Genomic DNA, 25,433 nt, shown 5'->3' with positions numbered 1-25,433 from the left:
GTCCAAACCCCACAAGACCATCGACGGCGAACGCGACCCCCGCACTCGCGACCAACGACAAGCCGACGCCCTGACGATCATCATGAACGCCGCCGCCGGCAACCCCGACCATCCCGGCGTCCCACACCTGACCGTCACCATCGACTTCAACGACCTCAAAGCCGCCACCCCCGCCGCCTTCGGCGGCACGGCCGACGCAGACGCGAGCCGAGCCGGTGCGGTCGGGGCCGGTGCCGTTGAGGACGGCACGACCGGTCTCGATGCGGGAGGTCGGGGTGGTGGAGTAGGTGAGTTGGTGTTCGGCGGCAACCTGTCCGCCGGCGCCGTCCGCCTCCTGGCCTGTGACGCGGCGGTCCTGCCGATCGTGCTGGGCGGCGATTCGCAACCGTTGGATGTGGGCCGCGAGCAGCGGTTCGTGAACCGCTACATCCGCCGCGCGTTGAACAAACGCGACAAAGGCTGCGTCGTCTGCAAAGCACCACCCTGGATGTGCCACGCCCACCACCTCATCCACTGGGCCAACGGCGGTCCGACCAGCCTGCAAAATCTCGCGTTGCTGTGCGCCTTCCACCACCGCGCCGTGCATGACGGCCAATGGAGCATCACGATCGTCGACGGCATCGCCCAAGTCACCCGCCCGACCTGGGCAGACCCACCCCGCACCGATCCCGCCGCACTCGCCGAGCTAGTCGGCTGGGTCACCCCTGCCCACAGCACCAGCACCAGTGCCGACAGGGCCAGTGGCAGAAGCGCGCGGGTCAGCAGCAACCCAACTCATGAGCAGCCGGACCGGCTCCCGCCCGCCAGCACCCTCCCCAACCCAGGACTGGCCGCCGCCCGCGAAGCCTTCCGGACTCGGCTCACTGCAGTGGGACCCAACTACACCGACCCCTGGAGCACCAACGCCACCCCAACAGCCGGACCGTAAGAACCACGCCACCCGATCCACCAACACCACCGTCCACCATCACCCCACCGCGGCAGCCGGCCCACACACCGGCCCGCGGCCCTACCCATGCCCACCGCACAACCACAGCCACACCACCGACTCAGCCGCCGAGCCCATGATTCCCAAACAGCAACCACACCGATCGGTCAGCCGCACACCATCCGATCCCGGAACAGCAACCACAGCCCGTCAGCCGCACACCATCTGATCTCGGGGCAGCAACCACAGTCCGTCAGCCCAAGCGACGAGCAGACGCTCGCCCGCAGCAACCATCCCCCTCAGCCACCGCACCGCCCAGCCACCCCGCCTTTAGTCGGCCGCAGCGGTGATCAGCCACCGCGCACATCATCGGCCGAGTCCACGCAGGCAGCACCCGGCCGACGAATCAGACGCAAGGCACGTGATCCCGGAACAGCAACCACAGGCCGTCAGCCCCAAGCGACGAGCAGACGGTCGCCGCAGCAACCATCCCCCTCAGCCACCGGATCGCCTAGCCACCTCGCCCTTAGTCGGCCGCAGCGGTGGTCAGCCACCGCGCACGTCGTCGGCCGAGTTCATGCCGGGTGGGACACCTGCGGCGGTGACGGCAAGCCCAGACACCTTCAGGCAGCGAACCTGTGGACAACTCCGGCCACGGGGCGGAACGCGGATATCTTCTCTGGCGTATCGAACAGGTGTTCGAGGGAGAGGAGAAGTTGATGTGTGACGTCTGCGGTGGCATCACCGTTCCGGAGGTCTCGCGATCGATCGAGGCCGGCATCCGGACCTTCGGCTGGGCCATGCTGTACGTCGAGGGCGACGGCGAGCGGAACCCGGCCTTCGGCTACACGATCGGGCTCACGCAGTACGACCATCCCGAGATCATCGTCTTCGATCCAGTGCCGGCCTCAGCCCATCTGAGCCTGAAGCCACTGGCCTGGGCTGTGCTCGAGGGGAACACCTTCGGCGAAGGTGACGATCTGACCGCCTTCTTCCCGCCACCGGACCGAGCCGAGCTGCTGCAGTTCCCTGATTCGGGAGCGCATCTGTTCACAGCCAACAGCATCTTCCGGGGCGCGAGCGATCCACCACTGCCCGCGCTACAGCTCGTGCGGTCGAGTTTGAGTCCGCTGCTGAGCCGGCGGGGAGGCCGCTGATGGCAGCAGGAACCGGCTGCTCCGGACTTGCCGGGACAGCCGGGTGTCGACGACGGTCAGGCCGCGGAGGCCACGACCTCCGACTCGATGGTCGGATGCGCCAGGACCAGCGCCTCTTCGCGCGCCAGGTCTTCACTCACCTCGGCGAAGACAGCCGAGAGCGGCACCTCGAGGGCCATACAGATTGCCGCCAGCAGCTCGCTGGAGGCCTCCTTCTGGCCGCGCTCCACCTCGGACAGATAACCGAGACTCACGCGTGCATCGGCAGACACCTCGCGAAGAGTGCGCCCCTGGCGCAGCCGCTTACGCCGCAGGACGTCGCCCAGCAGGCCACGAACCAGCACCATGAGGTTTCTCCCTTCCGCCTGTCCGGTCGTTGCTACTCGCACCGTAGCCCGACCGTAGGAACCAACGGTACCTGTTGCCGGGTCACTACTCCTCGCAATGTCCACCTTCGGTGCGCCGTGCCAGTCTGCCTTACCTGTCCCCATGCTGGTCTCAACACCCCGTTCAGTCGAGTTCTTCCGCCACAAGTGTCGCTACGAGTTCCAGTGCGGCCGCCACAGTGCCCTGCCGTACCGCACTCCGGTCACCGCTCAGCTGCAACTTCCGCACCTGCACAGACCCTGGTCCAGCCGCTGCGACGTACACCGTGCCCGCCTCGACGCCTGCTTGGGGGTCCGGTCCCGCCACACCGGTCGTGGCTAGCCCGTAGGTGGCCTTCAGACGCTCTCGCACGCCGGTGGCGAGCGCTGCTGCAGTGTCGGGGTGAACCGGGCCCACAGCGTCCAGAAGGTCCTGAGGAACGCCCGCAAGCTTGGCCTTCAGGTCCGTCGCGTAGACCACCACACCACCCCGGTACACCGCAGACACCCCCGCCACATCCGTCAGAGCCGCACCGACCATCCCACCGGTCAACGACTCAGCAGTCGCCAAAGTCTCGCCCCGACTCTTCAAAACTCCGACCAGCCACTCGACCCTGCCCGCCCCGGTGCTCTCCATCTCCCCATTCCACCCCACGACCCACCCACGCTGCAGGCGGCACCCGGTGTGGCGACACACCGGAGAGGTTGGACGGCCGGGAGGGGTGGTCGGCGGAGGCGCTGAGTCCGGAGGCGCTGGCAGACCGGGAGGGGTTGTTGGCGGAGGCGCTGAGGCCCGAGAGGTTGGAAGGCCAGGAGGGGTGCTCGGCGGAGACGCTCAGGCCGGCGGGGCTATGGGAGGGGGTGTTTGGCGGCGGCGCGGAGGCGGAGGGCGCGGATCAGGTAGTCGACGCCGGTGATCAGGGTGACGGCTACGGCGGCGGTCATGAAGAGGATCGCGGTCCAGTGCAGGAGGCCGAGGGTCTGCCACGGGAGGAGGTAGAGGCCGAGAGCGATCGCCTGCAGGACGGTCTTGAGTTTGCCGCCGCGGCTGGCGGGCATCACGCCGTGGCGGATGACCCAGAAGCGGAGGGCGGTGACACCCCACTCGCGGACCAGGACGACGACAGTGACCCACCACGGGAGTTCGTTGAGCAGGGAGAGGCCGATGAAGGCGGCTCCGGTGAGGGCCTTGTCGGCGATCGGGTCGGCGATCTTGCCGAAGTTCGTGACCAGGTTCCAGCGGCGCGCGATGTCACCGTCGAAACGGTCGGTGACGATCGCGACCACGAAGGCGCCCGTGGCGAGCAGGCGGGTGCCGGTGTCGTTACCGTCGTGGCGGAGCAGCAGCCAGACGAAGAGCGGAACCAGGACGAGCCGCAGCACAGTCAGCGCGTTCGGGACGTTCCAGGCGCTCGGCGCGTGGATCCGCCCGGCTTGCGGAACCGGGTTCGGCGGGTTGGTCACGCGGTCAGGTTAGCGGCCGGACGGTCGTCCTGGGGATTCACCACCGCGGCGAACTCCGCGATCAGGTCGACACCGTCGCTGCCGGACACCTTCGCGGAGACCAGATCACCGATCCGGACACCCTCCGGAAGCCCGACCAGCGTCGTCGAACCATCCACCTCGGGGCCCTGGTGAGCGGCGCGGCCTTCACCGGTCTGCCCGGCGACCGGTGCGTCGTCCGGGGCGGCGGTGAGGGATTCCACGAGTACCTCGACGAGGTCGCCGATGCGGGACTCGGCGCGGGCGGAGGTGAGGTCCTCGGCGAGGCGGGTGACGCGGTCGAGGCGGGCGGCGATGGTGTCCTCGTCGAGTTTGCCGTCGTAGGTCTCGGCCTCGGTGCCGTCCTCGTCGGAGTAGCCGAAGACGCCGATCGCGTCCAGGCCGGCCTGGGAGAGGAAGTCGCAGAGGATGTCGACGTCTTCCTCGGTCTCACCGGGGAAGCCGACGATGACGTTGCTGCGGATCCCGGCGGCGGGAGCTGCGGCGCGGACCTGGGCGATCAGTTCGAGGAAACGTTCGGAGTCACCGAAGCGGCGCATCCGGCGCAGGAGCGGGCCGGAGGCGTGCTGGAAGGAGAGGTCGAAGTACGGGACGACGCCGGGGGTCGACGTCATCGCGGCAAGCAGCGTCGGGCGCATCTCGGCGGGCTGCAGGTAGGAGACGCGGACCCGGGTGATGCCGGGGACCTCGGCGATGTCTGCGACGAGGGTCTCCAGGAGGCGGAGGTCACCGAGGTCCTTGCCGTAGGAGGTGGAGTTCTCGGAGACCAGGAAGAGTTCGCGGACACCGTTCTCGGCGAGCCAGTGGGCTTCGCCGAGGACCTCGGTGGGGCGGCGGGAGATGAACGCGCCGCGGAACATCGGGATCGCGCAGAACGCACACCGGCGGTCGCAGCCGGACGCCAACTTCAGCGGCGCCATCGGGCCACCGTCGAGCCGGCGGCGTACGACGCGCGGGCCGCTGGCCGGAGCAGACGCGAGGTCAGGCGCGTCGATCTTCAATTCGTTGCGGGTGCCGTCAGACGCGGCAACCATCCGCCCCTTGAGAGGCTGCGCGGTGTCGGCGGCAGAATCCGAGGTGCCAACCGGCTTGAGTGCCGAGGGGATGTGGTCTCCGAGGGTGCTTGCAGCGGCCTCCGAGGAGCCACGCGCGTGGTCGCGCTGAGCCGGGATGACGGCAGAGCCGTGGTCGCCGTGGGCGGGAGCGGCGCCGCTGGGGGCGTGGTCGCCATGGGCGGGCGTGGCACTGGGCGCGTGGTCGCCGTGGCCGGGGGTGGCTACGGGGGCGGCGGACTGGCGGGCTGCTGGAGACAGCGGGAGGAGTTTGCGGCGGTCTCGGGGGGTGTGGGGGTGGTGCTTGGTGCCCGAGAGGATGGAGCGGAGGCGGTCGGAGATGTCGGCGTAGTCGTCGAAGCTGAGGACCGCATCAGTTTCGGGGAGGGCCTCGGCGAGTTGGTCGCCGTAGCGCTCGGCGAGGCAGCCGACGGCGACGACGGCCTGGGTGCGGCCGGACTCCTTGTAGTCGGCGGCGGCGAGCAGGGTGTCGACCGAGTCCTTCTTGGCGGCCTCGACGAAACCGCAGGTGTTCACCACCACGGTGTCCGCTTCGGTGGCGTCGTCGACGAGAAGGAAGCCGCCGGCCTCGAGGCGGCCGGCGAGTTCCTCGGAGTCGACGTCGTTGCGGGCACAGCCCAGCGTGACCAGGGCAACAGTGACGGGTGGCGTAGTCATCACTACGAGTATGACTCGCCGCCCAGCCTCACACCTAACTGCGCGCGAACGCTACTTCTTGGTCAGGGTGCCGTCGGGGTGGGCAACGAAGCGGTAGAGCTTGGTGACCTGGGCTTTGCCGTTGACCTTGATCGCGAGGTTGCCCGGGGCACCGGCGGACACGCGGATGTCGCCGACCACAGTGACCGTCTGCACCGAACCAGGACCGACCAGGCCCTGGAAGAGACGCTTGCCCTTCTTGTCGCGCAGCGTCACATAAGAACCGTTGTTCTTCGCGGTCAGGGTGAGCGTGGTCTTCGTCGGCACCACCGGTGGCGCGACCGGCTTCTTCTTGGTCGGGGCAACCGTCGGCTTCGGGGTTGGCTTCGGCGGCTGCGTGGTGATCGTCGTGGTGGCCGTGGTCTTGGACGCGTTGGCCTCGACATCGCTCGGCAGCGTGAAGAGCCGAACCATCCCCCAGCCCATCAGACCGACCAGAATCGCCCCGAGGACAACGGCCCAGCGCGGACGGGCCGGGTGCAGGGTCGGGCCCTTGACCGCGGCACGCTCCTCGCGGCGGGACTTCTCCTCGTCGGCAGCGTGTTCCGCGTCGAAGGACGCCACCAAGGGCGCCGGGTCGGCCTTGACCACGCGCGCGATCGAACGGATGTGACCGCGCGCGTAGAAATTGCCGCCACAGCGGGAGAAGTCGTCGGCCTCCATGGCGGTCAGCAGCCCGGTTCTGATCCGGGTGGCGGCACTCAGCTGCTCGATCGTCATGTCGGCCCGTACACGGGCCGCCGTGAGCTCGCTACCGATGCTCACGTGGTCACCGTCCTCTCCGTCGCCCGATCCGAAGTGCGGGCCATCAGCATCAATGAGTTCCTGATGCCGGCAGCCAGGACCGCCGACATCAAGTCAACGGTCGTCGCCCGATGGGGTCACGGACAAGTCAGAGTTGCTCGCGCACCGGACATCTGGCGTCCGCGAGCATGTGCAAAGCCTGTACCACTTCCCCGTTCGACGGCCGTGCCGTCAACCCGAACGGTACCGCTAGTGAGGACCCGGTCAGACGCCGGTTGGCATCCGTGGTCCGGCGCGTCGCACTCGGCATCGCGGCCAGGATCGGGCCGGGATCCAGCAGATGGACGGCGATCCGGCCGTCGTCGAGCGGATGCCGGCGTTTCAGCACCGTCACCTCCTCGATCTCCTGCCACCGGGTGCCGATCCATTCGTTGCCGATTCGCAACCGGATCCCGACGTCGTCGGCCACCAGCATGTCCCCGACCGTCAGCGCCCGGGCGCACACCACGGCCAGTACGGCGAAGGCTGCCGCGGCGAACCAGCGCAGTACACCGGTCGCAGTACCCGACGCGGAGGCGGCGAAACCGACCGCCACCAGGCCGGCGCCGAGGGCGAGGCCCCCGTGCACCTTCTGGGAGGCGCGGATCGTGAACGGAACAGGCCTGTCGTCGAGGTCGAAACCCTCATGACGGGGCTGATGATGGGTCATGGCGCTTGCTTCGGTCACAGTCACTCTCCTCGGAGGGTGGTGATGAAGTCTTCCAGGTCGTCCGGTTTGACCAGCACGTCCCGCGCCTTGGATCCCTCGCTGGGACCGACCACGCCCCGGCTCTCCAGGATGTCCATCAACCGGCCGGCCTTGGCGAAACCGACCCGCAGCTTGCGTTGCAGCATCGACGTCGACCCGAACTGGGTCGAGACGATCAGCTCGGCGGCCTGGACCACCAGGTCCATGTCGTCGCCGATCTCGTCGTCCAGGTCCTTGCTCGGCGCGGCGACGGCGGTGACGTCCTCGCGGTACGTCGGCTCCAGCTGGGTCTTGGTGTGCTCGACCACGGCGCGGATCTCGGACTCGGTGACCCAGGAACCCTGGATCCGCATCGGCTTGCTCGCGCCCATCGGCAGGAACAGGCCGTCTCCCTGACCGACCAGCTTCTCCGCACCGGGCTGGTCCAGGATGACCCGGCTGTCGGCCAGCGACGAGGTCGCGAACGCCAGCCGGGACGGCACGTTCGCCTTGATCAGACCGGTCACGACGTCGACCGACGGCCGCTGGGTGGCCAGCACCAGGTGGATACCGGCGGCCCGGGCGAGCTGGGTGATCCGGACGATCGAGTCCTCGACATCGCGCGGCGCGACCATCATCAGGTCGGCGAGCTCGTCGACGATCACCAGCAGATACGGGTACGGCGTGAGTACGCGCTCGGACCCTGGTGGCGGCTTCACCTTGCCGCCGCGGACCGCCTTGTTGAAGTCGTCGACGTGCCGGAAGCCGAACGCCGCGAGGTCGTCGTACCGCATGTCCATCTCGCGGACGACCCACTGCAGCGCCTCGGCGGCCTTCTTGGCGTTGGTGATGATCGGCGTGATCAGGTGCGGGATGCCCTCGTAGTTGTTCAGCTCGACCCGCTTGGGGTCGACCAGGATCATCCGCACCTCGTCGGGGGTGGCGCGCATCAGGACCGAGGTGATCAGCGAGTTGACGAACGACGACTTGCCGGAGCCGGTCGCACCGGCGACCAGCAGGTGCGGCATCTTCGCCATGTTCGCGACCACGAAGCCGCCCTCGACGTCCTTGCCCAGACCGGCCACCATCGGGTGGTGGTCGTTGCGAGCCGTCGCCGAGCGAATGACGTCGCCGAGACTGACGATCTCCTTGTCGGTGTTCGGGATCTCGATCCCGATCGCGGACTTGCCGGGGATCGGGGACAGGATCCGGACGTCGGCCGAGGCGACGGCGTACGCGATGTTCTTGGACAGCGCGGTGACCTTCTCGACCTTGACCGCGGAGCCGAGCTCGACCTCGTACCGGGTGACCGTCGGGCCGCGGGTGTAGGCGGTGACCTGGGCGTCGATGCTGAACTGCTCGAACACCTCGGTCAGCCGGTCGACCACGGCGTCGGACGCCTTGGTCCGGGCCTTGTGCACCGATCCCGGCTTCAGGATCTGGCCGTCGGGCAGTGTGTAGGTGATGTCGCCGGACAGGCTGAGCTGCTCGACGCGCTGCGGCATCGGGGTGTGCGGCGGCGGCTCCGGAGCCGGTGCGTCGTTCACCTTGAAGCTCGGCGTGGCCGGGGCCGCGGCTGCTGAAGCGTCGACGTCGTACGCGTCTTCTTCCGAAGGCGGCGCGGCCTTCGGCTTGCGGCTGCGCTTGGAGATCTCGCGTCCTTCGAGGACCGGCGAGTCGTACGGCTTGATCGTGGGGTCGCCGTCGTCCTCGAGGGCAGCCTTGGCGCGACGCTCCTTGCGGGTGAGCCGCACAGTGTCGTCAGTGGGCGACTCGCCCGCCGGCGCGGCAGCCTCCTCCGGCAGTTCGGTCCGGCCCATCAGTACGTCGAATGCTGCGCGCACCCGGAGCGGGATCGCGTAGATCGCCGTACCGGTGATGACCAGCAGACCGAAGATCGAGAGCAGTACGAGCAGCGGAGCGGCGACGTACTGGGTCATCAGGTAGGAAAGCGCCGCGGAGATGACGTAGCCGACCGCACCGCCGGCGTCGTGCAGCGGGGCATCGCCCGCAACGTCCGGTCGCGGGATGCCGTGGGCGATGTGCACCAGCCCGAGCACCCCGAACGAGAGCAGCGTCCAACCGATGATCTGACGCCCGGCCGGTCCGTTGCTCTCGGGGTTCCGCAGGGTCCGGATCGCCATCGCGAGCAGCAGCAGAGGGACGGCCCAGCCGGTAATACCGATGCTCTCGCCGACCGCGGTCCGGACGCCGTTGCCGACCGCGCCAGGCAGGTGCCACCAGATCGAGGCGGCGACGATGATCGCCAGCCCGATCAGGAACAGGCCCGCGCCGTCACGGCGGTGCTCCGGCTCCAGATCCCGCGCGCCGTGACCGATCCCCCGGGCCGCCCGGCCGATCAGGTGGGCGATGCCGATCCACAGCTTGACGAGGCCGCGGCCGATCGCCAGCATGGCGGCCGCAAAAGGGCCTGGTCCGCTGTTTTTGGGTGTGCTGGTCCGCGCAGCGGTACTGCCACCACCGCGCTTCGAGGTCTGCCCACGCTTCTGGGCGGCCGACGGACGGGTGCGTCCACCGGCAGCGGCTCGGGCCGTACTGGGCCGTTTCGCTGCCGACTTCTGCGCCCGCGCCGGGGAAGACGTGCGGGTCGCCATGTTCAGCAGGCTACCTCCAATACCACTCGAGTCCCACGTGTCACACGCCGATCACGCTGCCCCATCCGTAGCGTCACGACTCAGAAGACGGGCCACGCCTCAGTCGGACGCTGCTGACCGTCACCTGGTGCCGTCCAGTCACAAACGCCCTGCGGGAAGGCCTGTCGGAGCGCCGTCCACTGGGCCGGCGTGAAGTCAGCCTGGTAGTCAGCCAGTGACAGCGGGCGCAGGTGGCATTTGATGATGTCGTTGGCGACGGAGGCCCCTGCTACCTGGCGTGGCGCGGGCCAAACCGGGTAGAGCGTGTTGCACCGCGTCGTACCGATGCCGTTGACCTGCTTCTCGACGATCTTCACTCCCTGCGGCGTCCAGCACGCCTCATCGAGCGACGACGGCTTGTTGCGGATCAGACGGCTGTGCGACGAGCCGGGACCAGTGTCGGCATCCACGGCATCCATCCACTGATCGAGCGCCTTCAGCGCGGACAGGACGACCGGGTTGCCGGTACTGAAGCCGCCCTGCGCGTCGCTGGACTGCACCAGCATCACCTGGTTGTCCGCATCCCCGTTCGCCTTCACGAGCCGCTCGCGCAGCGAGAACGAGTGGAACATCAGGTGGATGTCGCCGTTCGGCAGCTCATCCAGGTACTGCCGGTAGTCGATGATGGGGGTGCTCGCGAGTCCCCCGCCGCCGTTGATCAATTGCCCGGTCCGGTACGCCGTCTCGGTCGCCTGCGAATCGGCCACCGTGCGACCGGGGACGAAGTTGGCGTCGGCGTCGAAGCCACCGATCGCGCGGTTCAGGTCGACGAACTGGGCCGCGGTGATCTTGCCGGCGTTCAGCGCCGCCAGGCCGTACTGGATCCCGACGTTGTCGAGCGGTCGCCGGACAGCGCCGGCAGCGTCCTTGCCCCAGATGTTGACCTGGTGGTCGTAGACGTCACACCGAGCACCACCAGGGTTCGTCGACGGGTCGTACCGCTGCTCCACAGGTAGTTGCTCAGGGCAATAGACCCGCGGGTCGATCCGGCGGCCGCCGGCGGCCAGGTTGGCGATCGTCTCGACCTTGCCGAACCCGGCCACCGCCCGCTTCGCGGTGTCGGTCCAGCCGTCGGCCGATCGGAAGTAGTGATCCAGCAGCAGCGCGTCGGTGATCGTGTGCAGGGTCGCGAACCCGACCTCGGGGAACACGCACGCCGCGACGATCCCGTCGAGCAGCCCCGGATAGTTGTCGGCGATCTGGAAGACCTGGTACGAACCGCCCGAGCAGCCCCAGCCGATCGTCTGCCGCGGTACGCCGATGGTCTCGGCGATGTGCTCGCGGGTCATCGTCATCGTCTCGGCCGCGAGCACCCCGTTGCAGTTCACCCCGAACACGTTCAGGCTCGACGAGGCAACGGCGTACCCGCGTCCCAGGAGTACGTCGTCGTTGATCCCGCCGGTGTTGCTCCCCTGCTGGTACCAGCCACCGGGGCAACCGCCGCCGAAACTGTAGACCAGCCGGCCGTTCCAGGCCGACGGTGGCCGCTGCACGCTCGGCGCACCTTCCGTGCGGTCGTGCAGTACGGCGTACTCGTAGATCGACCGGTTGATCACACCGGTTTCAACGCGGACGATGTACGGCACCCGCCGGCCGTCCGACGTGGTCGTCGTGGCGAGGTCATCGGGTTTCGTTGCCGGCAGCACCTTCAGCGACCGGTCGATCGTCGAGCGGTACAGGTAGTCGACCCGGGTCGGCACCGAGCAGTTCGGCCCAGTCGCCGGTCCGAGTTTGACCTTCGCGAGCGTCGTGAAACCGGCCGTCCCGCAGATGTACGGCGTTTCGTGCGGCCCAGCCAGCATCGGTCCGGAGCGCGGATAGTTCGTGATGCCGAGTCGAGCCTCGCCCGCGGTGAGCGTGTTCCGGCCGATCACTAGTCCGCGAACCAGGCCGATCAGCCGGTCCGCGGTTCGGGTGAAGGCGTCGGTGACATCGCGACCGTTGAGCTCGACGACAAGGTTCTCGAGGTTCTGTCCGGTGATGCCGATCAGCGCATTACCGTCGCTGACAAACTCCGGCCGCGGAGACGACAGCACCTCGATCCGGACGCCGTATGCCGCACTCGCGGGCGCGACGAGCAACGCGGTGAGCACCGCGAAGATCAGCGCGACGAGGGCGGCCGGACGCTTCATGGCAGGAAGTTGACCACAACGCCCGGTCCATCGGAAGGCTTGTTACCAGATCGATCAGGCTCCGGTGGTGCCGTCGAGTTGTTCCCGCAGCAGGTCGGCGTGCCCGCAGTGCCGGGCGTACTCCCCGACCAGGTGGATGTAGATCATCCGGAGCGTCGACTCCGTGCCGTTGAAGACGAAGCGCTCGTCGAACGACCGGTCGGCCGCCGCTTCGTCGGACAACTTCCATTCGGCTACCAAGCCGTCGTACGCCGCCTCGGCCTCGGCCGGATCGATCAGCTCGAAGTCGGCGTCCTTGCCCAGCTCCGGCGCGAACAGCGGCTCGGCCTTCTCGCCGGACGCGAAGTGAATCCGGAACCAGATCCGCTCGACCTTGGTCAGGTGCCGGATCAGCCCGAGCAGCGACAGGTTCGACGGCGGCGAGGGCCGGGTGGCGAGCTGCTCGGCGGTCAGCCCGGCGCACTTGTAGAGCAGCGTGCTGCGGTAGAAGTCGAGATACCCACGCAGCAGCTCACCTTCCGGCGCGGTCAGCGATCCGTCGGGCCGCTCGACATCAGGTGCGGTCCACGCCGCGATCGTCGTCATCCCGCCATCCAACACACCCACCTCAACGGTCGCGAATCGGCGGTGCCCAGCCCGGCCTCGGGATGAGGCAGAACGGGTGACCCGCCGGGTCCTCGAACACGCTGCCCACCACTTGACGGGCACCCAGCGCGACGACGGCCGCACCGGCTTCCGCGAGGTCGTCGACCATGACGTCGAAATGCATCTGCTGTGGATGCGCGGGGTCCGGCCACTGCGGCGGGCGGTGGTCCGGTGCGCGCTGGAAGGCCAGACCGGACGTGTGGTCGTTGTCCGCGACCACCACCCAGTCGTCGCTGCGGTAGGTGATCGGCTTGCCGAGGAGCTCGGCGTAGAACTCCGCCAGCCGGAGCGGATCCGGACAGTCGATGGCCAGATGGTGCAGGCGTCCGATCATCTTCCGCCGCCTCTCGTCCCACGATGTGTTTGTCTATCTCATCACATGAGATTAGGGCTGGCGTCCTTGTGGCCGGTTCGTTACCGTTCTCGGCAGGTCATGAGCGCCAGCGTCAAGCCCCGGCTCGCTGGCCGGCAACCCTCCTCCGCGGCGGGGTGCCCCGGGTGAAGACCAGGCCGTGCGGATACCCCGTTCGGCAAGTGCGGACTTCCCGGGAGCGAAGCCATGTCGATCCTCTCCATCCTCGAGCCGGCCAGCACCACCACCCCGCGTGCGGCGGTCACCCGGCTGACGAACGGCACCATCCCCGCCACTGTCGGTGCGGACCTGCTGGTCCCGCTGGCCGACGGTCGCGTGACGGACTACGCGAACTTCGACCATGGTGCCAGCGCGCCGTGTCTGGAGTCGGTGCGCGCCAGCGTCGAGGCAGCCCTGCCGTCGTACGCGTCGGTGCACCGCGGCAACGGGTACGCCTCCCGGATCACCACCCAGTGGTACGAGCGGGCCCGCGCCGAGGTGCACAGCTTCGTCGGCGCTCGCAACGACGACCAGGTGATCTTCACTCGGCAAACCACCGACGCCCTGAACCTGCTCGCGCACGCCGTCCCGGCGGACGCGACGGTGATCGTCTTCGAGTCCGAGCACCACGCGGCGCTGCTGCCCTGGGGCGAGGAGCGCACTGTCCGGCTCGCCGCTCCGGCTTCGGCCAGCGCGGCCGTGACTGCTGTGGCCGACGCGCTGCGGAGCGCTCCGGAGGGCCCGCGGCTGGTTGTCGTCACGGGCGCATCGAACGTGACCGGTGAGATCTTCCCGATCGCCGAGCTCGCTGCGGTCGCCAAGGCGCACGGCGCGCGGATCTGCCTGGACGCCGCCCAGCTGGCACCGCACCGCGTCGTCGACATCGCCGAGCTCGACGTCGACTGGGTCGCACTGTCCGGCCACAAGCTCTACGCCCCGTACGGCGCCGGTGCGCTGATCGGTCGCGCGGACTGGCTCGACGCCGCCGATCCCTACCTGTATGGCGGCGGCGCGACGACCGCGGTCACCGGCGACGGTGTGGTCTGGGCGACCGGCCCGTCCCGTCACGAGGGCGGCTCCCCCAACGTCATCGGCGCAATCGCCCTGGCCTCGGCCTGCGCGACCATCAGCCGCAACCGCGACGCGATCGAGCAGCACGAGCGCAGCCTGCTCGCCCGGCTCCGCACCGGCCTCGCGCAGATCGCCGACGTCACGACGTACTCGATCTTCGGCGCCGAGGCCGACCGCGTCGGCACGGTCTGCTTCACCATCAAGGGTCTGAGCTCGACGCTCGTCTCCGCAGCACTCAGCGCGGAGTACGGCATCGGCGTTCGCGACGGCAAGTTCTGCGCCCACCCGCTGGTCGGCCACCTCCTGGCCGACGCACCCGAGCACGGTACGGCGGTGCGCGCCAGCCTCGGTCTCGGCACGACCCGCGAGCACGTGGACCGGCTGGTCGGCGCAGTGCGCTCACTGGCCACCAACGGGCTGCGCGCGGAGTACGAGGACACCGACCACGGCTGTCAGCCGGTCGAGGACCCTCGCGATCTCCACGCGCCCCGCATCTGGTGAAGCCCAGCTCCTACTGCTCAGGAGTCTCCAGGCCTACATGGTGAGCGGCGAACGCCAGTAGGTCAGCCCACTCCGCCGCGATCATCGCGGCGGGTTTTCCGAAGCCGTGACCGGTGTTGACCTCTACCCGGGTCAAGACAGGTGCGGATCCGGACTGGGCATGCTGCAATGCAGCGATGAACTTATGACTGTGCAACGGGACTACCCGGTCATCGTGGTCACCGGTGACCACCAGCGTGGCCGGGTACGCCGTACCGTCCTGCACGCGATGTAGCGGCGAGTAGGCCAGCAGGTCCTCGAACTGCTCCGGGTTGTCCGGATGCCCGAAGTCGGACGCCCAGGCGGCACCCACCGTGAACAGGTGGAACCGCAGCATGTCCAGTACGCCGACTCCCGGCAGCGCGACCTTGAAGAGGTCGGGCCGCTGTGTCATGGCCGCTCCGACGAGCAGTCCGCCGTTGCTGCGGCCGTGAATGGCCAGCTGGGCCGGAGTGGTCACGCCCTGGTCCCGCAGGTGTTCCGCGACCGCGATGAAGTCGTCGAACACCTGCTGCTTGTTCTTGAGCCGCCCCGCGTCGTGCCAGTCGCTGCCGTACTCACCGCCGCCCCGCAGGTTGGCGATCGCCAGCACTCCCCCGGCCTCGAGCCACGCCGGCCAGCCCGGCTTGTAGTCGGCCAGGATCGAGATGCGGAAACCGCCGTACCCGTAGAGCATGGTCGGGCGCGGTGTGGTGAAGTCCAGGTCGGACCGGGTGATCAGGAAGTACGGCACGTCGCCGGCCTTCTCTCGCACCACCGTGACCTCGGGCGACTTGTAGCCGCTTGTGCCCCGAACCAGCTCCGGCAGCGCACGCGCCTCGCCGGTCGACGCAGAGACGACGTACGAGACCGTCGGGTCGGTGGTGGTCGACAAACCGATGAAGAGCTCGTCGTGCTTGGTGCTGCCGTTCAGAGCGAGCACCCCACCACCCTGTACGTCGACCACTCGCGCACCGGAACCGTCGAGTGCGTAGAGGGTCAGCACGGGCTGCGCGTCGACCAGCGTGATGGTCGCCAGTCCGGACGCCGTACCGCGAACGGCCTGCAGTGCGTCGGGCCCCTCGGGGATGAGGTCGGAGAAGGTGCCGTCCAGCGAGGAGAGCACCACGCGGCCACGGGACGCGTCCCGGTCGGTCTGCAGTACCAGCTGGTCGCCGGCCATCCGGATGAAGAAGATCTCGTCGACCAGCTCGTCGACGACCTTGATCGGCTCACCGAGGCCGTCCGTAGCGATCGGGTAGACCCACAGCCGGGACGCCGGGTCAGTGCCCGCGTTGATGTGCACGACGACATACCTGTCGTCGTCGGACACCTCCGGCGAGATGAACAGGCGGTCGTCCTCGGGGAACGCGAGAACCAGTTCGTCGTCGGACTGCGGCGTACCCACGCGGTGCAGTTTGAGCTGACCACCCGTCAGCGTCTTCGTCTCCGTACCCTCGGTGCGCCCACTCGACGGGTAGTGCAGATACAGGTACGCCGAGCTGTCCGGAAGCCACGTGGCCTCGCAGAACTTGGCCTCCGTCACCAAGTCGTCCACCGGGTCCCCAGTGGCGATGTCGAGCAGCCGGAACGTCGTCCAGTCGCTACCGCTCTCGTTGATGCCGTACGCGAAGTACTTGCCGTCCGGACTCACGGTGAACGTCCCCAGTGAGTCGGTGCCGTCTTCGGACAGCTTGTTCGGGTCGATCAGCACCCGGCCGCTGTCCAGCAGTTCGTCGAGCGACTCCGCGACGTACACGACGTCCTGCGCCTGCGTGCCGTCGTTGCGACCGACGAAGTACCAACCGCTCTTCTTGGCCGGCACTCCGGCGCGCGGACGGGCCAGGATCGCGGACAGCGTGGTCTGGAACCACTCCCGCTCCGGATAGCCCGCCAGCTCGGCCTGGGTGTATTCGTTCTGCCGGTTGACCCAGTCCTGGGTCACGGCGGAGTCAGGGTCTTCCAGCCAGCGGTAGGGGTCGGCGATCGCGTGCCCGTGCAGGGTTTCGACCACATCGTCGCGGCGGGTCTCCGGGTAGGTCATGGGGACAAACCTAACCGGCGACCGGAATCACTGCCCGGGCAATTAGCTCGAACGTCGGCCGCGGGTCCACGTCGTCGTGCCGGGCAATCCGATGCAGGATCAGCCCCTCCGATACCGCAGCCATCGTGTGCGCCGCCACCTCGGGGTCGGTGGCCCCCAGAGCGGCGAGTGCCTCGGCGGCGCCGGCCTTCAATGCAGCGTGCCCGCGGGACAACGCTTCTCGCAGTACCGGGTCGTGGCTGCCCTCCAGAAACAGGATCAGCCGCGCAGTGGTCTGCACGCGATTCACTCGGGTGATGAGATCGAACAGTCCGCACATGGCATCCACAAACTCCGCCGCGGTCGCCGGACGGAACCCGCCCGGCCCGGCTGCCTGCCGGTCGGCCTCCGCGAGCCAGTCGACGACACCGGACATCAGTGCGGCCCGGCTGCGGAAGTAGTTCGAGGTCGACCCCTTCGGCAGCCCGGCCCGGTCGTCGACCCGGGCGTGCGTGAGCGATCGGAGCCCTTCGGTGCCGAGCAGCTCGACGGCGGCCTGGAGCGCCCGGGTGCGCGGTGATTCCACCCCGTCACTATAAACGTAGTAGACGCCGTACTACGTTCGTAGTACGGTCGAAAGATGGAACTTCAGGGGGTGAGTCACCGCTTCGTCGAGTTGTCCGGCGTGCGGTTACACGTGACGGAGGCGGGGAGCGGCGAGCCCGTCGTACTGCTGCATGGTTTTCCGCAGCACTGGTGGGAGTGGCGTGACGTCCTCCCCGCACTGGCCGAGCACTACCGGGTGATCTGTCCTGACCTGCGTGGGTTCGGGCAGTCGAGCGCACCGGCCACCGGGTACGACCGGGAGTCGCTGCTCGGTGACCTCACCGGGCTGCTGGACGCGTTGCAGCTCGACCGGGTGCACCTACTGACACACGACTGGTCCGGGATTCTTGGAACGCTGCTCTGCCTGCGGCAGCCGGAGCGAGTGCAGGATCACCTGATGCTGGCGATCCCGCCGCTGGGCGCCAAGCCTGACGCAGCGATGTTCGGGAGGGCGCTGCGGCACGGGTGGTTCAACCTGGTGCTCCCGTGGCCGGGACTCGGTCCGTGGGCACTACGCCGTACTGGACTGGCCAAGACGATGCTGCGCGGCCACTCGGTCGATATGCCCGAGGACTTGGTCGAGTTGTTCGCCAGCCAGTTCCAGGAGCCGGAGCGTGCCGTGGCGGGGTCGTTGTTGTACCGGAAGTTCATTCAGCCCGAGGGGATGCGGATGATGCGCGGCGAGTACCGCGCGGAGCAGCTCACGACTCCGACGAGGGTGCTGATCGGTGCCGAGGACCGCGTGGTGCGGGCCGGCCCTGACACTCATGAGATTGCCGGTGCGTCGCACTTCCTGGTCGACGACCGGCCGGATGCGGTGGTCGAGCACGCACTGGAGTTCTTCGGACGGTAATCGCGTCGTACCCACCGCCCCCGGTGGGCGGCATCCCGCACAGGCGCCGGAGGCAGGTGGGTACGACGGGCCCTCAGTGGTGGGCCGGATTGATGTCTTTGCTCCAGAGGACCTTGCCGAACAGGTCCCGCAGTGACGCGGTGAAGACTCCGGTGCGCGGATCGATCTCCACGTGCCCGAAGAACTGGTTGCCGCCACTCGGCGGCTGGTTCGGGAAGTCGGCCGCCTTGACGAACTCCGCCTTCGGTCCGAACGTCGGGTCCAGCGTGTTCGGGCCGAACGTACCTGCGTTCACCGGACCGGCGACAAGCTCCCAGAACGGGTCGAAGTCGGTGAAGGCCGCACGGGACGGGTCATAGTGATGGGCGGCGCAGTAGTGCACGTCTGCGGTCAGCCAGACCGTGTTGCGCACCTTGCGCTTCTTGAACTGGCTGAGCACCCAGGCGATCTCGTGCTCCCGGCCACCGGGCGCACCGCCGACGCCGTTCGCCACTGCCTCGATCAGCGGGCCGTCCGGCACCAGCAGTCCGAGCGGCATGTCACTGGCGATCACCTTCCAGGTGGCCTTGGACTTGGCCACCTCACGGACCAGCCACTCGGCCTGCTCGGTGCCGAGCATCGCCACTGGCCCAGCCGTCGCCGGTGTCGGGTTGGCGCCGCGGTAGGTGCGCATGTCGAGGCAGAAGACGTCGAGCAGCGGACCGTAGCTCACCTTGCGGTAGATGCGGTTCCGGCCGGCGGTGTGCACCATCGGCAGGTACTCGAGGAACGCCTGCCGAGCTCGGGCCGCCAGGACGTCGACCCGCCTCTCGGTGTAGCGCGCGTCTTCCAGGATCTCGCCCGGGTACCAGTTGTTGACCGTCTCGTGGTCGTCCCACTGGCTGACGATCGGTACGTCGGCGTACAGGTCCCGGACGTTGTGGTCGAGCAGGTTGTACTTGTAGCGGCCGCGGTACTCCGCCAGCGTCTCGGCGACCTTGGAGACCTCCTCGGTCACCACGTTCTTCCAGACCGTGCCGTCCGGGATCTGTACCGAGGCCGCGATCGGGCCGTCGGCGTAGATGTTGTCCCCGGAGTGCAGGAAGAAGTCCGGCCGAGTCTCGTGCATGGCCTTGTACGCGATCATCCCCCCGAAGTCCGGGTTGATGCCGTACCCCTGGCCGGCGGTGTCCCCGGTCCAGACGAACGACAGCCCGCGGTTGCGGCCCGGCGTACTGAAGGAGCCCTCCAGGGACTCACCACACCGGCCGTAGGCGTCCTCGAACGCGATGCGGTAGTCGTAGCGCTGACCGGGCCGCAGGCCGCGCAGCGGCACCTGTGCGGTGTAGTCGGCGTCCGGCCCGGTGATCGGACCGCACAACCGGACTGCCCGGTCGAAGCGGCCATGGCTGGTCAGGTCGACCACCATCCGGGCCTTCCGGTCGGTGCGCGACCAGACCACGGCGGAGTTCGAGCTGACGTCGCCCGACATGATGCCGGACGGCAGTGCGGGCCGATCCCGGCGTACGACGTTGGCGGCTGCGACCTCAGGCAGAGCCAGGGTGGCGCCGGCGGCGGTGGATGCAGCCAAGAGTTGGCGGCGACTCAATTTCATACGGCAAGCCTGGTCCGGCCGGATGGCTGCCGCGTGAACTGGCGATGACCCCTTGGCGCGCCACGAGACCCACCTTGCAAAGGGCTTGCCCCACGTGGTTCGGTTGGGGCCCAGCCACAGCTGTGGCGCTGCCCTGGACCTGGTGGCGCATCGAGACGATGTTCCACCGGACCGGAGGGTTTCCCTTGCGCCCACAGCAGCAGTACGCCAGCCTCTACACCGACCTGCTCCGGACCGTGCAGGAGCTCGGACTCCTGCGGCGGCGGCACGGGTACTACTTCACGCGCATCGGCCTCGTGGCCGTCGCGCTGATCGGCGTCGCGGCAGGCGTCGTCGTACTGGGTGACTCGTGGTTCCAGCTCGTGCTGGCCGCCGTACTGGCGCTGGTGCTCGTTCAGGTGGCGTTTCTGAGCCACGACAGCGCGCACCGGCAGATCTTCGACTCCGCCGCGCGCAACGACTGGACAGCGCGGGTGCTGGCCGGTGCCGTCGCAGGGATGAGCGTGAGCTGGTGGCGCAACAAACACTCACGTCATCACGCCGCACCGAACCAGGTGGACAAGGACCCCGACGTACAGCTCAAGGCGGTCGCCTTCACGCCAGATGCGGTGCTAGGGCGCGGACCGCTCGGTCGGTGGATCGCTGCCCGCCAGGGGTGGCTGTTCTTCCCGCTGCTCACGCTGGAAGGCCTCGGCCTGCACGCATCTAGCCTGCGGCACCTGTGCCGCCGGGACGCCAGCAAACTCGAGCGGGTCGAGCTGGCGGTCGTGATCTCCCGTCTGACTCTGTACGTCGCCGCGCTGTACGTACTGCTGCCGCCCACCAAGGCCACTGCCTTCCTGGCAGTGCAGTTGGCCGTCTTCGGCGTGTTCCTCGGCGCAGCGTTCGCACCGAACCACAAAGGCATGCCCCTGGTCCCAGCCGGCATGAAGCTCGACTTCCTGCGCCGCCAGGTGCTGATGTCGCGCAACATCCGCGGCGGTGTGCTGATCGACTTCGCCATGGGCGGTCTCAACTACCAGATCGAGCACCACCTCTTCCCGAGCATGCCCCGCCCGACACTGCGCCGGGTGCGCCCGATCGTCCGCGAGTACTGCGAGCTGCATGGCGTGGACTACACCGAGGTCGGCCTGTTCACGTCGTACCGCATCGTTGTCGAGTACCTCAACAACGTCGGCCTGCACGCCCGCGACCCGTTCCAGTGCCCGCTGGCGGCCTCCCTGCGTGGTTAAGTGGCGCTATGGGGTTGCTGTGTGCACTTGCTGCTGCGGTGGCCTACGGACTGGCATCGGTCCTACAGGCGGCGGCCGCACGGAGTACTCCGGATGAGAGTGCGCGCGGTGTCCTGCGCGTCGTCGGACAGTGGAGGTTTCTGGCCGGGATCGCGCTGGACGTGCTCGGCTTCGGGCTGCAGATGGTCGCACTGCAGTCGCTGCCGCTGTTCCTGGTCCAGGCCGCACTCGCAGCCAGTCTTGCGGTGACCGCCGTCGCGGCTCGGGTGCTCGGCGTACGGCTCGGGACGAAGGAGTGGTCTGCCGTCGCCGCGGTGTGTACCGGTCTAGCCCTGCTGGGGATGTCGGCGGGTAAAGAAGGCAGTACGCCGGTCGGTCACGGCTTCCGGCTGTCGTTGGTCGGGGCAACGATCGTGCTCGGCCTCGCGGGGCTTGCGACCCAACGCGCGTCCGAGAGACTGCGCGCGCCGCTGCTTGGGCTGGTGGCCGGGCTGGCGTTCGGCGTGGTCGCCATCTCGGGCCGGATCATCACCGACTTCCACCCGCTGAAGCTGCTCGCCGAGCCGGCGCTCTACACCGCGGTCGTGAGCGGCGCGCTGGCCATGTTCTGCTACGCCTCGGCGCTCCAGCGTGGCAGCGTGACGATGGCGACCGCGATGCTGGTGGTCGGCGAGACTGTGTTCCCAGCGCTGGTCGGACTGCTCGCACTCGGCGACCACTCCCGGCCGGGGTTCGGCGCAGTCGCGGTCGGCGGCTTCCTCGTCGCGGTCGCCGCCGCCGTCGTACTGGCTCGATTCGGTGAGGTTACGACGCCGGCGGGATCTCCCCCGAGCCGCGAATCGTCAGTTTGACCGGCACCCGCACTGTCCGGCCAGGCCGGTGGGGTTCGGGAAGGCGCTCGGTCATCAGCTGGATCGCCGTACGGGCCATCACGTCGGCTGACTGAGCGACCGCGGTCAGGCCGGGCTTGAGGAGATCGCCGAGCGCCAGGTCGTCGAACGAGACGAGCGCGACCTGGTCACGCCGGCCGGCCAGACCTCGCAGTACCTCGGCGGTTGTCATGTTGTTTGCCGACAGCAACGCTGTGGCGGGCTCCGGCCGATCCAGTACGGCGGACAGCGTGATGCCGATGCCTTCCGTGGTCGGCTCGGACAGGTGCACGAGGTCTTCGTCGACGTCGATGCGGTGCCGGGCCATCGCGGCGCGGTAAGCGACAACGCGCTCGCGGGCGGTGAAGATCCGCTCATCGTCACCGAGGTAGGCGATCCGGCGGTGGCCCTGGCGGACCAGGTGATCGATCGCCTGGTCGATACCGCCGGCGTTGTCGGCCAGTACGGCGTCCGCTTCGATCCCGTGCGCGGGTCGGTCGATCGTGACGACCGCCATCCCGGCATCGACATGCGGTGCCAGGTACTCCTGGGTCTCGCCGATCGGCGCCATGATCAGCGCGTCCGGGCGGCGGGCGACGAACTCGAGGCAGACGTCGCGCTCGCGCTCCGGGTCCTCGTCGGTCAGGCCGATCATCACCACGGAACCCGACGAGCGGGCCCACAGCTCGACCGCACGACCGAGCGAGGCGAAGAACGGGTCACCGATATCGCGGATGACCACGGCGATCGTGCCGGTCTTGCCGCGGCGCAGCATCCGGGCCGACTCGTTCGGCGTGTAGTTCAGGTCCTTGATCGCGGCCTGGACCTTGGCGGTCAGCTCCGGGCTGACGTTCGGCTCCTCGTTGACCACCCGTGAGACGGTCTTGAGCGCCACGCCCGCCCGGGCCGCGACCTCTTTCATGGTGGGCCGGCGCTGACCGGCTCCGTTGACACCAGTGATGCTCACAGGCCCACCTCTCCGTTAGCTCTGCACGACGACCGGGATGATCATCGGGCGGCGGCGGTGGGTGTCACTGACCCACTTGCCGACCACCCGGCGGATCACCTGCTGCAGCTGGTACATGTCGTCCACGCCGCCGCCGATCGCCTTCTCGATCTCCGCCTCGATCTTCGGCTTCAGGGTGTCGAAGACGGTGTCGTCCTCGGCGAACCCGCGGGCCTGGATCTCCGGACCGGCCGTCAACTTGCCGGTGACGGAGTCCATCACAGCGATCACCGAAATGAAACCCTCGTCGCCGAGAATCCGGCGGTCCTTCAGCGAGGTCTCGGTGATGTCGCCGACCGTGGAGCCGTCGACGAAGACGTACCCGCAGTCGACCTTGCCGGCCACGACGGCCTTGCGGTCGATCAGGTCGACCACCACACCGTCCTCGACGACGACCACGTTCTCGCGCGGTACGCCGGTCTGGATCGCCAGCTCGGCGTTCGCGTGCAGGTGCCGGATCTCGCCGTGCACCGGCATCACGTTGCGCGGCTTGACGATGTTGTAGCAGTAGAGCAACTCGCCCGCACTCGCGTGCCCGGACACGTGCACCAGGGCGTTGCCCTTGTGGATCACGTTCGCGCCATGCCTGGTCAGACCGTTGATCACCCGGTAGACCGAGTTCTCGTTACCCGGGATGAGCGACGACGCCAGTACGACGGTGTCGCCCGGCTGGATCTGGACGACGTGGTGGTCGTTGGCCGCGATCCGGGACAGCGCCGACATCGGCTCGCCCTGGGATCCGGTGGAGACCAGCACGACCTGCTCGGGCGGGTAGTTCTCCAGCTCGCGCATGTCGATCAGCGTGTCGCCGGGCACGTTCAGGAAGCCGAGATCCCGGGCCACGCCCATGTTGCGGACCATCGAACGGCCGACGTACGCGACCTTGCGGCGGTGCTTCACGGCGGCGTCCATCACCTGCTGGACGCGGTGCACGTGGGAGGCGAAACAGGCCACGATGATGCGCTGGTTCTTCGCCTTGGTGAAGACACCGTCGAGCACCGGGGCGATGTCCCGCTCGTGCGTGGTGAAACCGGGGACCTCGGAGTTGGTGGAGTCGACGCAGAACAGGTCGACCCCCTCCTCGCCGAGCCGCGCGAACGCGTTCAGGTCGGTGATCCGGCCGTCCAGCGGGAGCTGGTCCATTTTGAAGTCGCCGGTGTGCAGCACCATGCCGGCCGGGGTCCGGATCGCGACCGCGAGAGCGTCCGGGATCGAGTGGTTGACCGCGACGAACTCGCAGACGAACGGGCCGATCTGCAGCTTCTCGCCCTCGACCACGGTCTGCTGCGGCACGTTGCGGTGCCGGTGCTCCTTCAGCTTGCCCTCGAGCAGCGCGAGCGTGAGCTGCGACCCGATCACCGGGATGTCGCCCCGCTCACGCAGCAGGTAGGGCAACCCGCCGATGTGGTCCTCGTGGCCGTGCGTCAGGACGACGGCCACGACGTCGTTCAGCCGGTCCCGGATCGGCTGGAAGTCCGGCAGGATCAGATCCACACCGGGCTGGTTCTCGTCCGGGAACAGCACACCGCAGTCGACGATCAGCAGTTTGCCGTCGTACTCGAACACGGTCATGTTGCGGCCTACTTCACCGAGGCCGCCGAGCGGGATGACCCGCAGTGCGCCCGGCGCCAGCGGCCCGGGCGTGTCGAGATCGGGATGGGGATGACTCATGCAATCAGTCCTGCCGTTTTCAAGTCGGTGGTGAGCCAGTCCACTTGCTCCGCGGTCGCCTCGATCAGCGGCGACCGGAGGGTCGCGTGCTCGATGACACCGGCCAGCTTGAGTGCGGCCTTCACCATGATGGCGCCCTGGGTTCTGGTCATAATCGCTTCGACGGCGGGCACCAGCCGTCGATCAATCTCCTGTGCGGTGGCGAGGTCGCCGGCCACCACGGCGTCGATCAGCTGCCGGTACTCCGGGCTTGCGACGTGTCCCACGACACTCGCGATACCGACCGCTCCTATCGCCAGCATGGCGAGGTTCAGCTCGTCGGCACCGCAGTAGTAGAACAGATCGGTGTTCGCGAGCACCTTGGTGGTCGCGGCCAGGTCGCCCTTGGCGTCCTTCACCGCGACGATCCGCGGGTGCTCCGCGAGCGCGATCAGCGTCTCGGTCCTGATCTCCACCCCAGCCCGGCCGGGGATGTCGTACAGCAGGTTCGGCAGGCCGGTCGCGTCGGCAACCTGGGTGAAGTGCTGACGCAGACCCTCCTGCGGAGGCTTGTTGTAGTACGGCGTCACGACCAGCAGCCCGTCCGCACCGGCGGCCTCGGCCTGCCGGGCGAGCTCGATGGTGTGCACCGTGTCGTTCGTCCCGACGCCGGCGACGAGCTTGGCCCGGTCGCCGATGGCCTCGCGGACCGCGCGGATCAGGTCCACCTTCTCCTGGTCCGAGGTGGTCGGGGCCTCGCCGGTCGTCCCGTTCAGGATCAGGGCGTCGTTCCCGCCGTCGACGAGATGCGTGGCCACCTTCTGCGCCGCGGCCAGATCCAGGGATCCATCCGGCTGAAAAGTAGTGACCATGGCCGTGGTCAGGCGGCCGAAGGGCAGCGCCGGAGCGGCTGAAGGTTCTGGCGAGGGCATGGTGCTCAGATTACCGTCCCGACGCCCTGAAGAAATGAGTAGGCCTGGTGGCTGTCCGCTCGGGGGTCCGGGCAGCCACCAGGCTCACTCGTCCTATCGGGT

General features: G+C 68.3%; 22 protein-coding genes and 1 riboswitch. Of the genes, 6 read left to right on the top strand and 16 right to left on the bottom strand.

The features are described 5' to 3' along the window. Both ABD231_RS15480 and ABD231_RS15475 read left to right on the top strand, forming a co-directional pair. Nucleotides 1-928 (top strand): HNH endonuclease signature motif containing protein (locus tag ABD231_RS15480; protein WP_344151212.1); only part of this gene is annotated, 928 nt, incomplete at its 5' end. Between the two features lie 719 nt (nt 929-1,647). Continuing rightward, a complete protein-coding gene (locus ABD231_RS15475; RefSeq protein WP_344151209.1) occupies nt 1,648-2,085 on the top strand; it encodes a DUF4262 domain-containing protein in 438 nt (145 codons plus the stop codon). Nucleotides 2,086-2,141: 56 nt separating this feature from the next. Here ABD231_RS15475 and ABD231_RS15470 read toward each other — a convergent pair whose 3' ends face one another. The 10 genes from ABD231_RS15470 to ABD231_RS15425 form a co-directional block, all read right to left on the bottom strand. Next, nucleotides 2,142-2,432 (bottom strand): helix-turn-helix domain-containing protein, encoded by a 291-nt coding sequence (locus ABD231_RS15470; RefSeq protein WP_344151206.1) that lies wholly within the window; start codon nt 2,430-2,432, stop codon nt 2,142-2,144. A gap of 163 nt (nt 2,433-2,595) precedes the next feature. Beyond that, nucleotides 2,596-3,087: a CinA family protein gene (locus ABD231_RS15465; RefSeq protein ID WP_344151203.1), complete on the bottom strand. Its 492-nt coding sequence runs from the start codon at nt 3,085-3,087 to the stop codon at nt 2,596-2,598. Nucleotides 3,088-3,299: 212 nt separating this feature from the next. Beyond that, nucleotides 3,300-3,914, bottom strand: a complete 615-nt coding sequence (gene pgsA, locus ABD231_RS15460) for a CDP-diacylglycerol--glycerol-3-phosphate 3-phosphatidyltransferase (protein ID WP_344151200.1) — start codon at nt 3,912-3,914, stop codon at nt 3,300-3,302. Next, nucleotides 3,911-5,683 (bottom strand): MiaB/RimO family radical SAM methylthiotransferase, encoded by a 1,773-nt coding sequence (locus ABD231_RS15455; protein WP_344151197.1) that lies wholly within the window; start codon nt 5,681-5,683, stop codon nt 3,911-3,913. Before ABD231_RS15455 ends, pgsA begins: the two co-directional genes overlap by 4 nt. A 51-nt stretch (nt 5,684-5,734) precedes the next feature. Further along, nucleotides 5,735-6,487: a helix-turn-helix domain-containing protein gene (locus tag ABD231_RS15450; RefSeq protein WP_344151194.1), complete on the bottom strand. Its 753-nt coding sequence runs from the start codon at nt 6,485-6,487 to the stop codon at nt 5,735-5,737. 127 nt (nt 6,488-6,614) lie between these two features. Then, the gene (locus ABD231_RS15445; RefSeq protein ID WP_344151191.1) at nt 6,615-7,193 is read right to left on the bottom strand and encodes a hypothetical protein; all 579 of its coding nucleotides are present in this window, start codon (nt 7,191-7,193) and stop codon (nt 6,615-6,617) included. Between the two features lie 2 nt (nt 7,194-7,195). Beyond that, nucleotides 7,196-9,607, bottom strand: a complete 2,412-nt coding sequence (locus tag ABD231_RS15440; RefSeq protein WP_425554182.1) for an FtsK/SpoIIIE family DNA translocase — start codon at nt 9,605-9,607, stop codon at nt 7,196-7,198. Nucleotides 9,608-9,888: 281 nt separating this feature from the next. Beyond that, nucleotides 9,889-11,979 (bottom strand): DUF6351 family protein, encoded by a 2,091-nt coding sequence (locus ABD231_RS15435; RefSeq protein WP_344151185.1) that lies wholly within the window; start codon nt 11,977-11,979, stop codon nt 9,889-9,891. Nucleotides 11,980-12,033: 54 nt separating this feature from the next. Continuing rightward, the gene (locus ABD231_RS15430; protein ID WP_344151182.1) at nt 12,034-12,564 is read right to left on the bottom strand and encodes a DinB family protein; all 531 of its coding nucleotides are present in this window, start codon (nt 12,562-12,564) and stop codon (nt 12,034-12,036) included. Between the two features lie 22 nt (nt 12,565-12,586). Then, the gene (locus ABD231_RS15425; protein WP_344151179.1) at nt 12,587-12,958 is read right to left on the bottom strand and encodes a VOC family protein; all 372 of its coding nucleotides are present in this window, start codon (nt 12,956-12,958) and stop codon (nt 12,587-12,589) included. 95 nt (nt 12,959-13,053) lie between these two features. Then, a riboswitch (SAM riboswitch) is annotated at nt 13,054-13,167 on the top strand. A 16-nt stretch (nt 13,168-13,183) separates the two neighbouring features. Between ABD231_RS15425 and ABD231_RS15420 the strand changes: the two genes are divergently transcribed. Continuing rightward, on the top strand, nt 13,184-14,548 hold the full coding sequence (locus tag ABD231_RS15420) for an aminotransferase class V-fold PLP-dependent enzyme (protein ID WP_344151176.1): 1,365 nt from the start codon (nt 13,184-13,186) through the stop codon (nt 14,546-14,548). 10 nt (nt 14,549-14,558) lie between these two features. Here the strand turns inward: ABD231_RS15420 and ABD231_RS15415 are convergent, their stop codons facing one another. Together ABD231_RS15415 and ABD231_RS15410 are read right to left on the bottom strand one after the other, a co-directional pair. Continuing rightward, the gene (locus tag ABD231_RS15415) at nt 14,559-16,610 is read right to left on the bottom strand and encodes a prolyl oligopeptidase family serine peptidase (RefSeq protein WP_344151173.1); all 2,052 of its coding nucleotides are present in this window, start codon (nt 16,608-16,610) and stop codon (nt 14,559-14,561) included. A 10-nt stretch (nt 16,611-16,620) separates the two neighbouring features. Beyond that, the gene (locus tag ABD231_RS15410; protein WP_344151170.1) at nt 16,621-17,175 is read right to left on the bottom strand and encodes a TetR/AcrR family transcriptional regulator; all 555 of its coding nucleotides are present in this window, start codon (nt 17,173-17,175) and stop codon (nt 16,621-16,623) included. 54 nt (nt 17,176-17,229) lie between these two features. On the opposite strand from ABD231_RS15410, the gene ABD231_RS15405 reads away from it, so the two are divergent. After that, nucleotides 17,230-18,048 carry an alpha/beta fold hydrolase gene (locus ABD231_RS15405; protein WP_344151167.1) on the top strand — a complete coding sequence of 273 codons (819 nt, stop codon included), beginning with the start codon at nt 17,230-17,232 and terminating at the stop codon, nt 18,046-18,048. 73 nt (nt 18,049-18,121) lie between these two features. Here ABD231_RS15405 and ABD231_RS15400 read toward each other — a convergent pair whose 3' ends face one another. Continuing rightward, a complete protein-coding gene (locus ABD231_RS15400; RefSeq protein WP_344151164.1) occupies nt 18,122-19,642 on the bottom strand; it encodes an alkaline phosphatase D family protein in 1,521 nt (506 codons plus the stop codon). Nucleotides 19,643-19,827: 185 nt separating this feature from the next. Here ABD231_RS15400 and ABD231_RS15395 point away from each other — a divergent pair, with 185 nt between their 5' ends. Beyond that, nucleotides 19,828-20,874 carry a fatty acid desaturase family protein gene (locus ABD231_RS15395; RefSeq protein WP_344151161.1) on the top strand — a complete coding sequence of 349 codons (1,047 nt, stop codon included), beginning with the start codon at nt 19,828-19,830 and terminating at the stop codon, nt 20,872-20,874. Between the two features lie 8 nt (nt 20,875-20,882). Beyond that, the gene (locus ABD231_RS15390; protein ID WP_344151158.1) at nt 20,883-21,725 is read left to right on the top strand and encodes a hypothetical protein; all 843 of its coding nucleotides are present in this window, start codon (nt 20,883-20,885) and stop codon (nt 21,723-21,725) included. Here the strand turns inward: ABD231_RS15390 and ABD231_RS15385 are convergent. Genes ABD231_RS15385 through dapA form a run of 3 tightly spaced genes read right to left on the bottom strand, consistent with a single transcriptional unit; the run spans nt 21,679 to nt 25,331 of the window. Further along, complete coding sequence (locus tag ABD231_RS15385) at nt 21,679-22,710, bottom strand: LacI family DNA-binding transcriptional regulator (RefSeq protein ID WP_344151155.1); 1,032 nt, start codon at nt 22,708-22,710, stop codon at nt 21,679-21,681. The two genes, ABD231_RS15390 and ABD231_RS15385, sit on opposite strands and share 47 nt — an antisense overlap. A 15-nt stretch (nt 22,711-22,725) precedes the next feature. Continuing rightward, a complete protein-coding gene (locus ABD231_RS15380; RefSeq protein ID WP_344151152.1) occupies nt 22,726-24,420 on the bottom strand; it encodes a ribonuclease J in 1,695 nt (564 codons plus the stop codon). Then, nucleotides 24,417-25,331 (bottom strand): 4-hydroxy-tetrahydrodipicolinate synthase, encoded by a 915-nt coding sequence (gene dapA / locus ABD231_RS15375; RefSeq protein ID WP_344151149.1) that lies wholly within the window; start codon nt 25,329-25,331, stop codon nt 24,417-24,419. The genes ABD231_RS15380 and dapA overlap by 4 nt, the downstream gene beginning before the upstream one ends. Between the last annotated feature and the right edge of the window lie 102 nt (nt 25,332-25,433).

Origin of the sequence: Kribbella yunnanensis (assembly GCF_039529655.1) — a bacterium.
Lineage (GTDB): Bacteria > Actinomycetota > Actinomycetes > Propionibacteriales > Kribbellaceae > Kribbella > Kribbella yunnanensis.
This window is presented reverse-complemented; position numbering and strand designations above follow the sequence as displayed.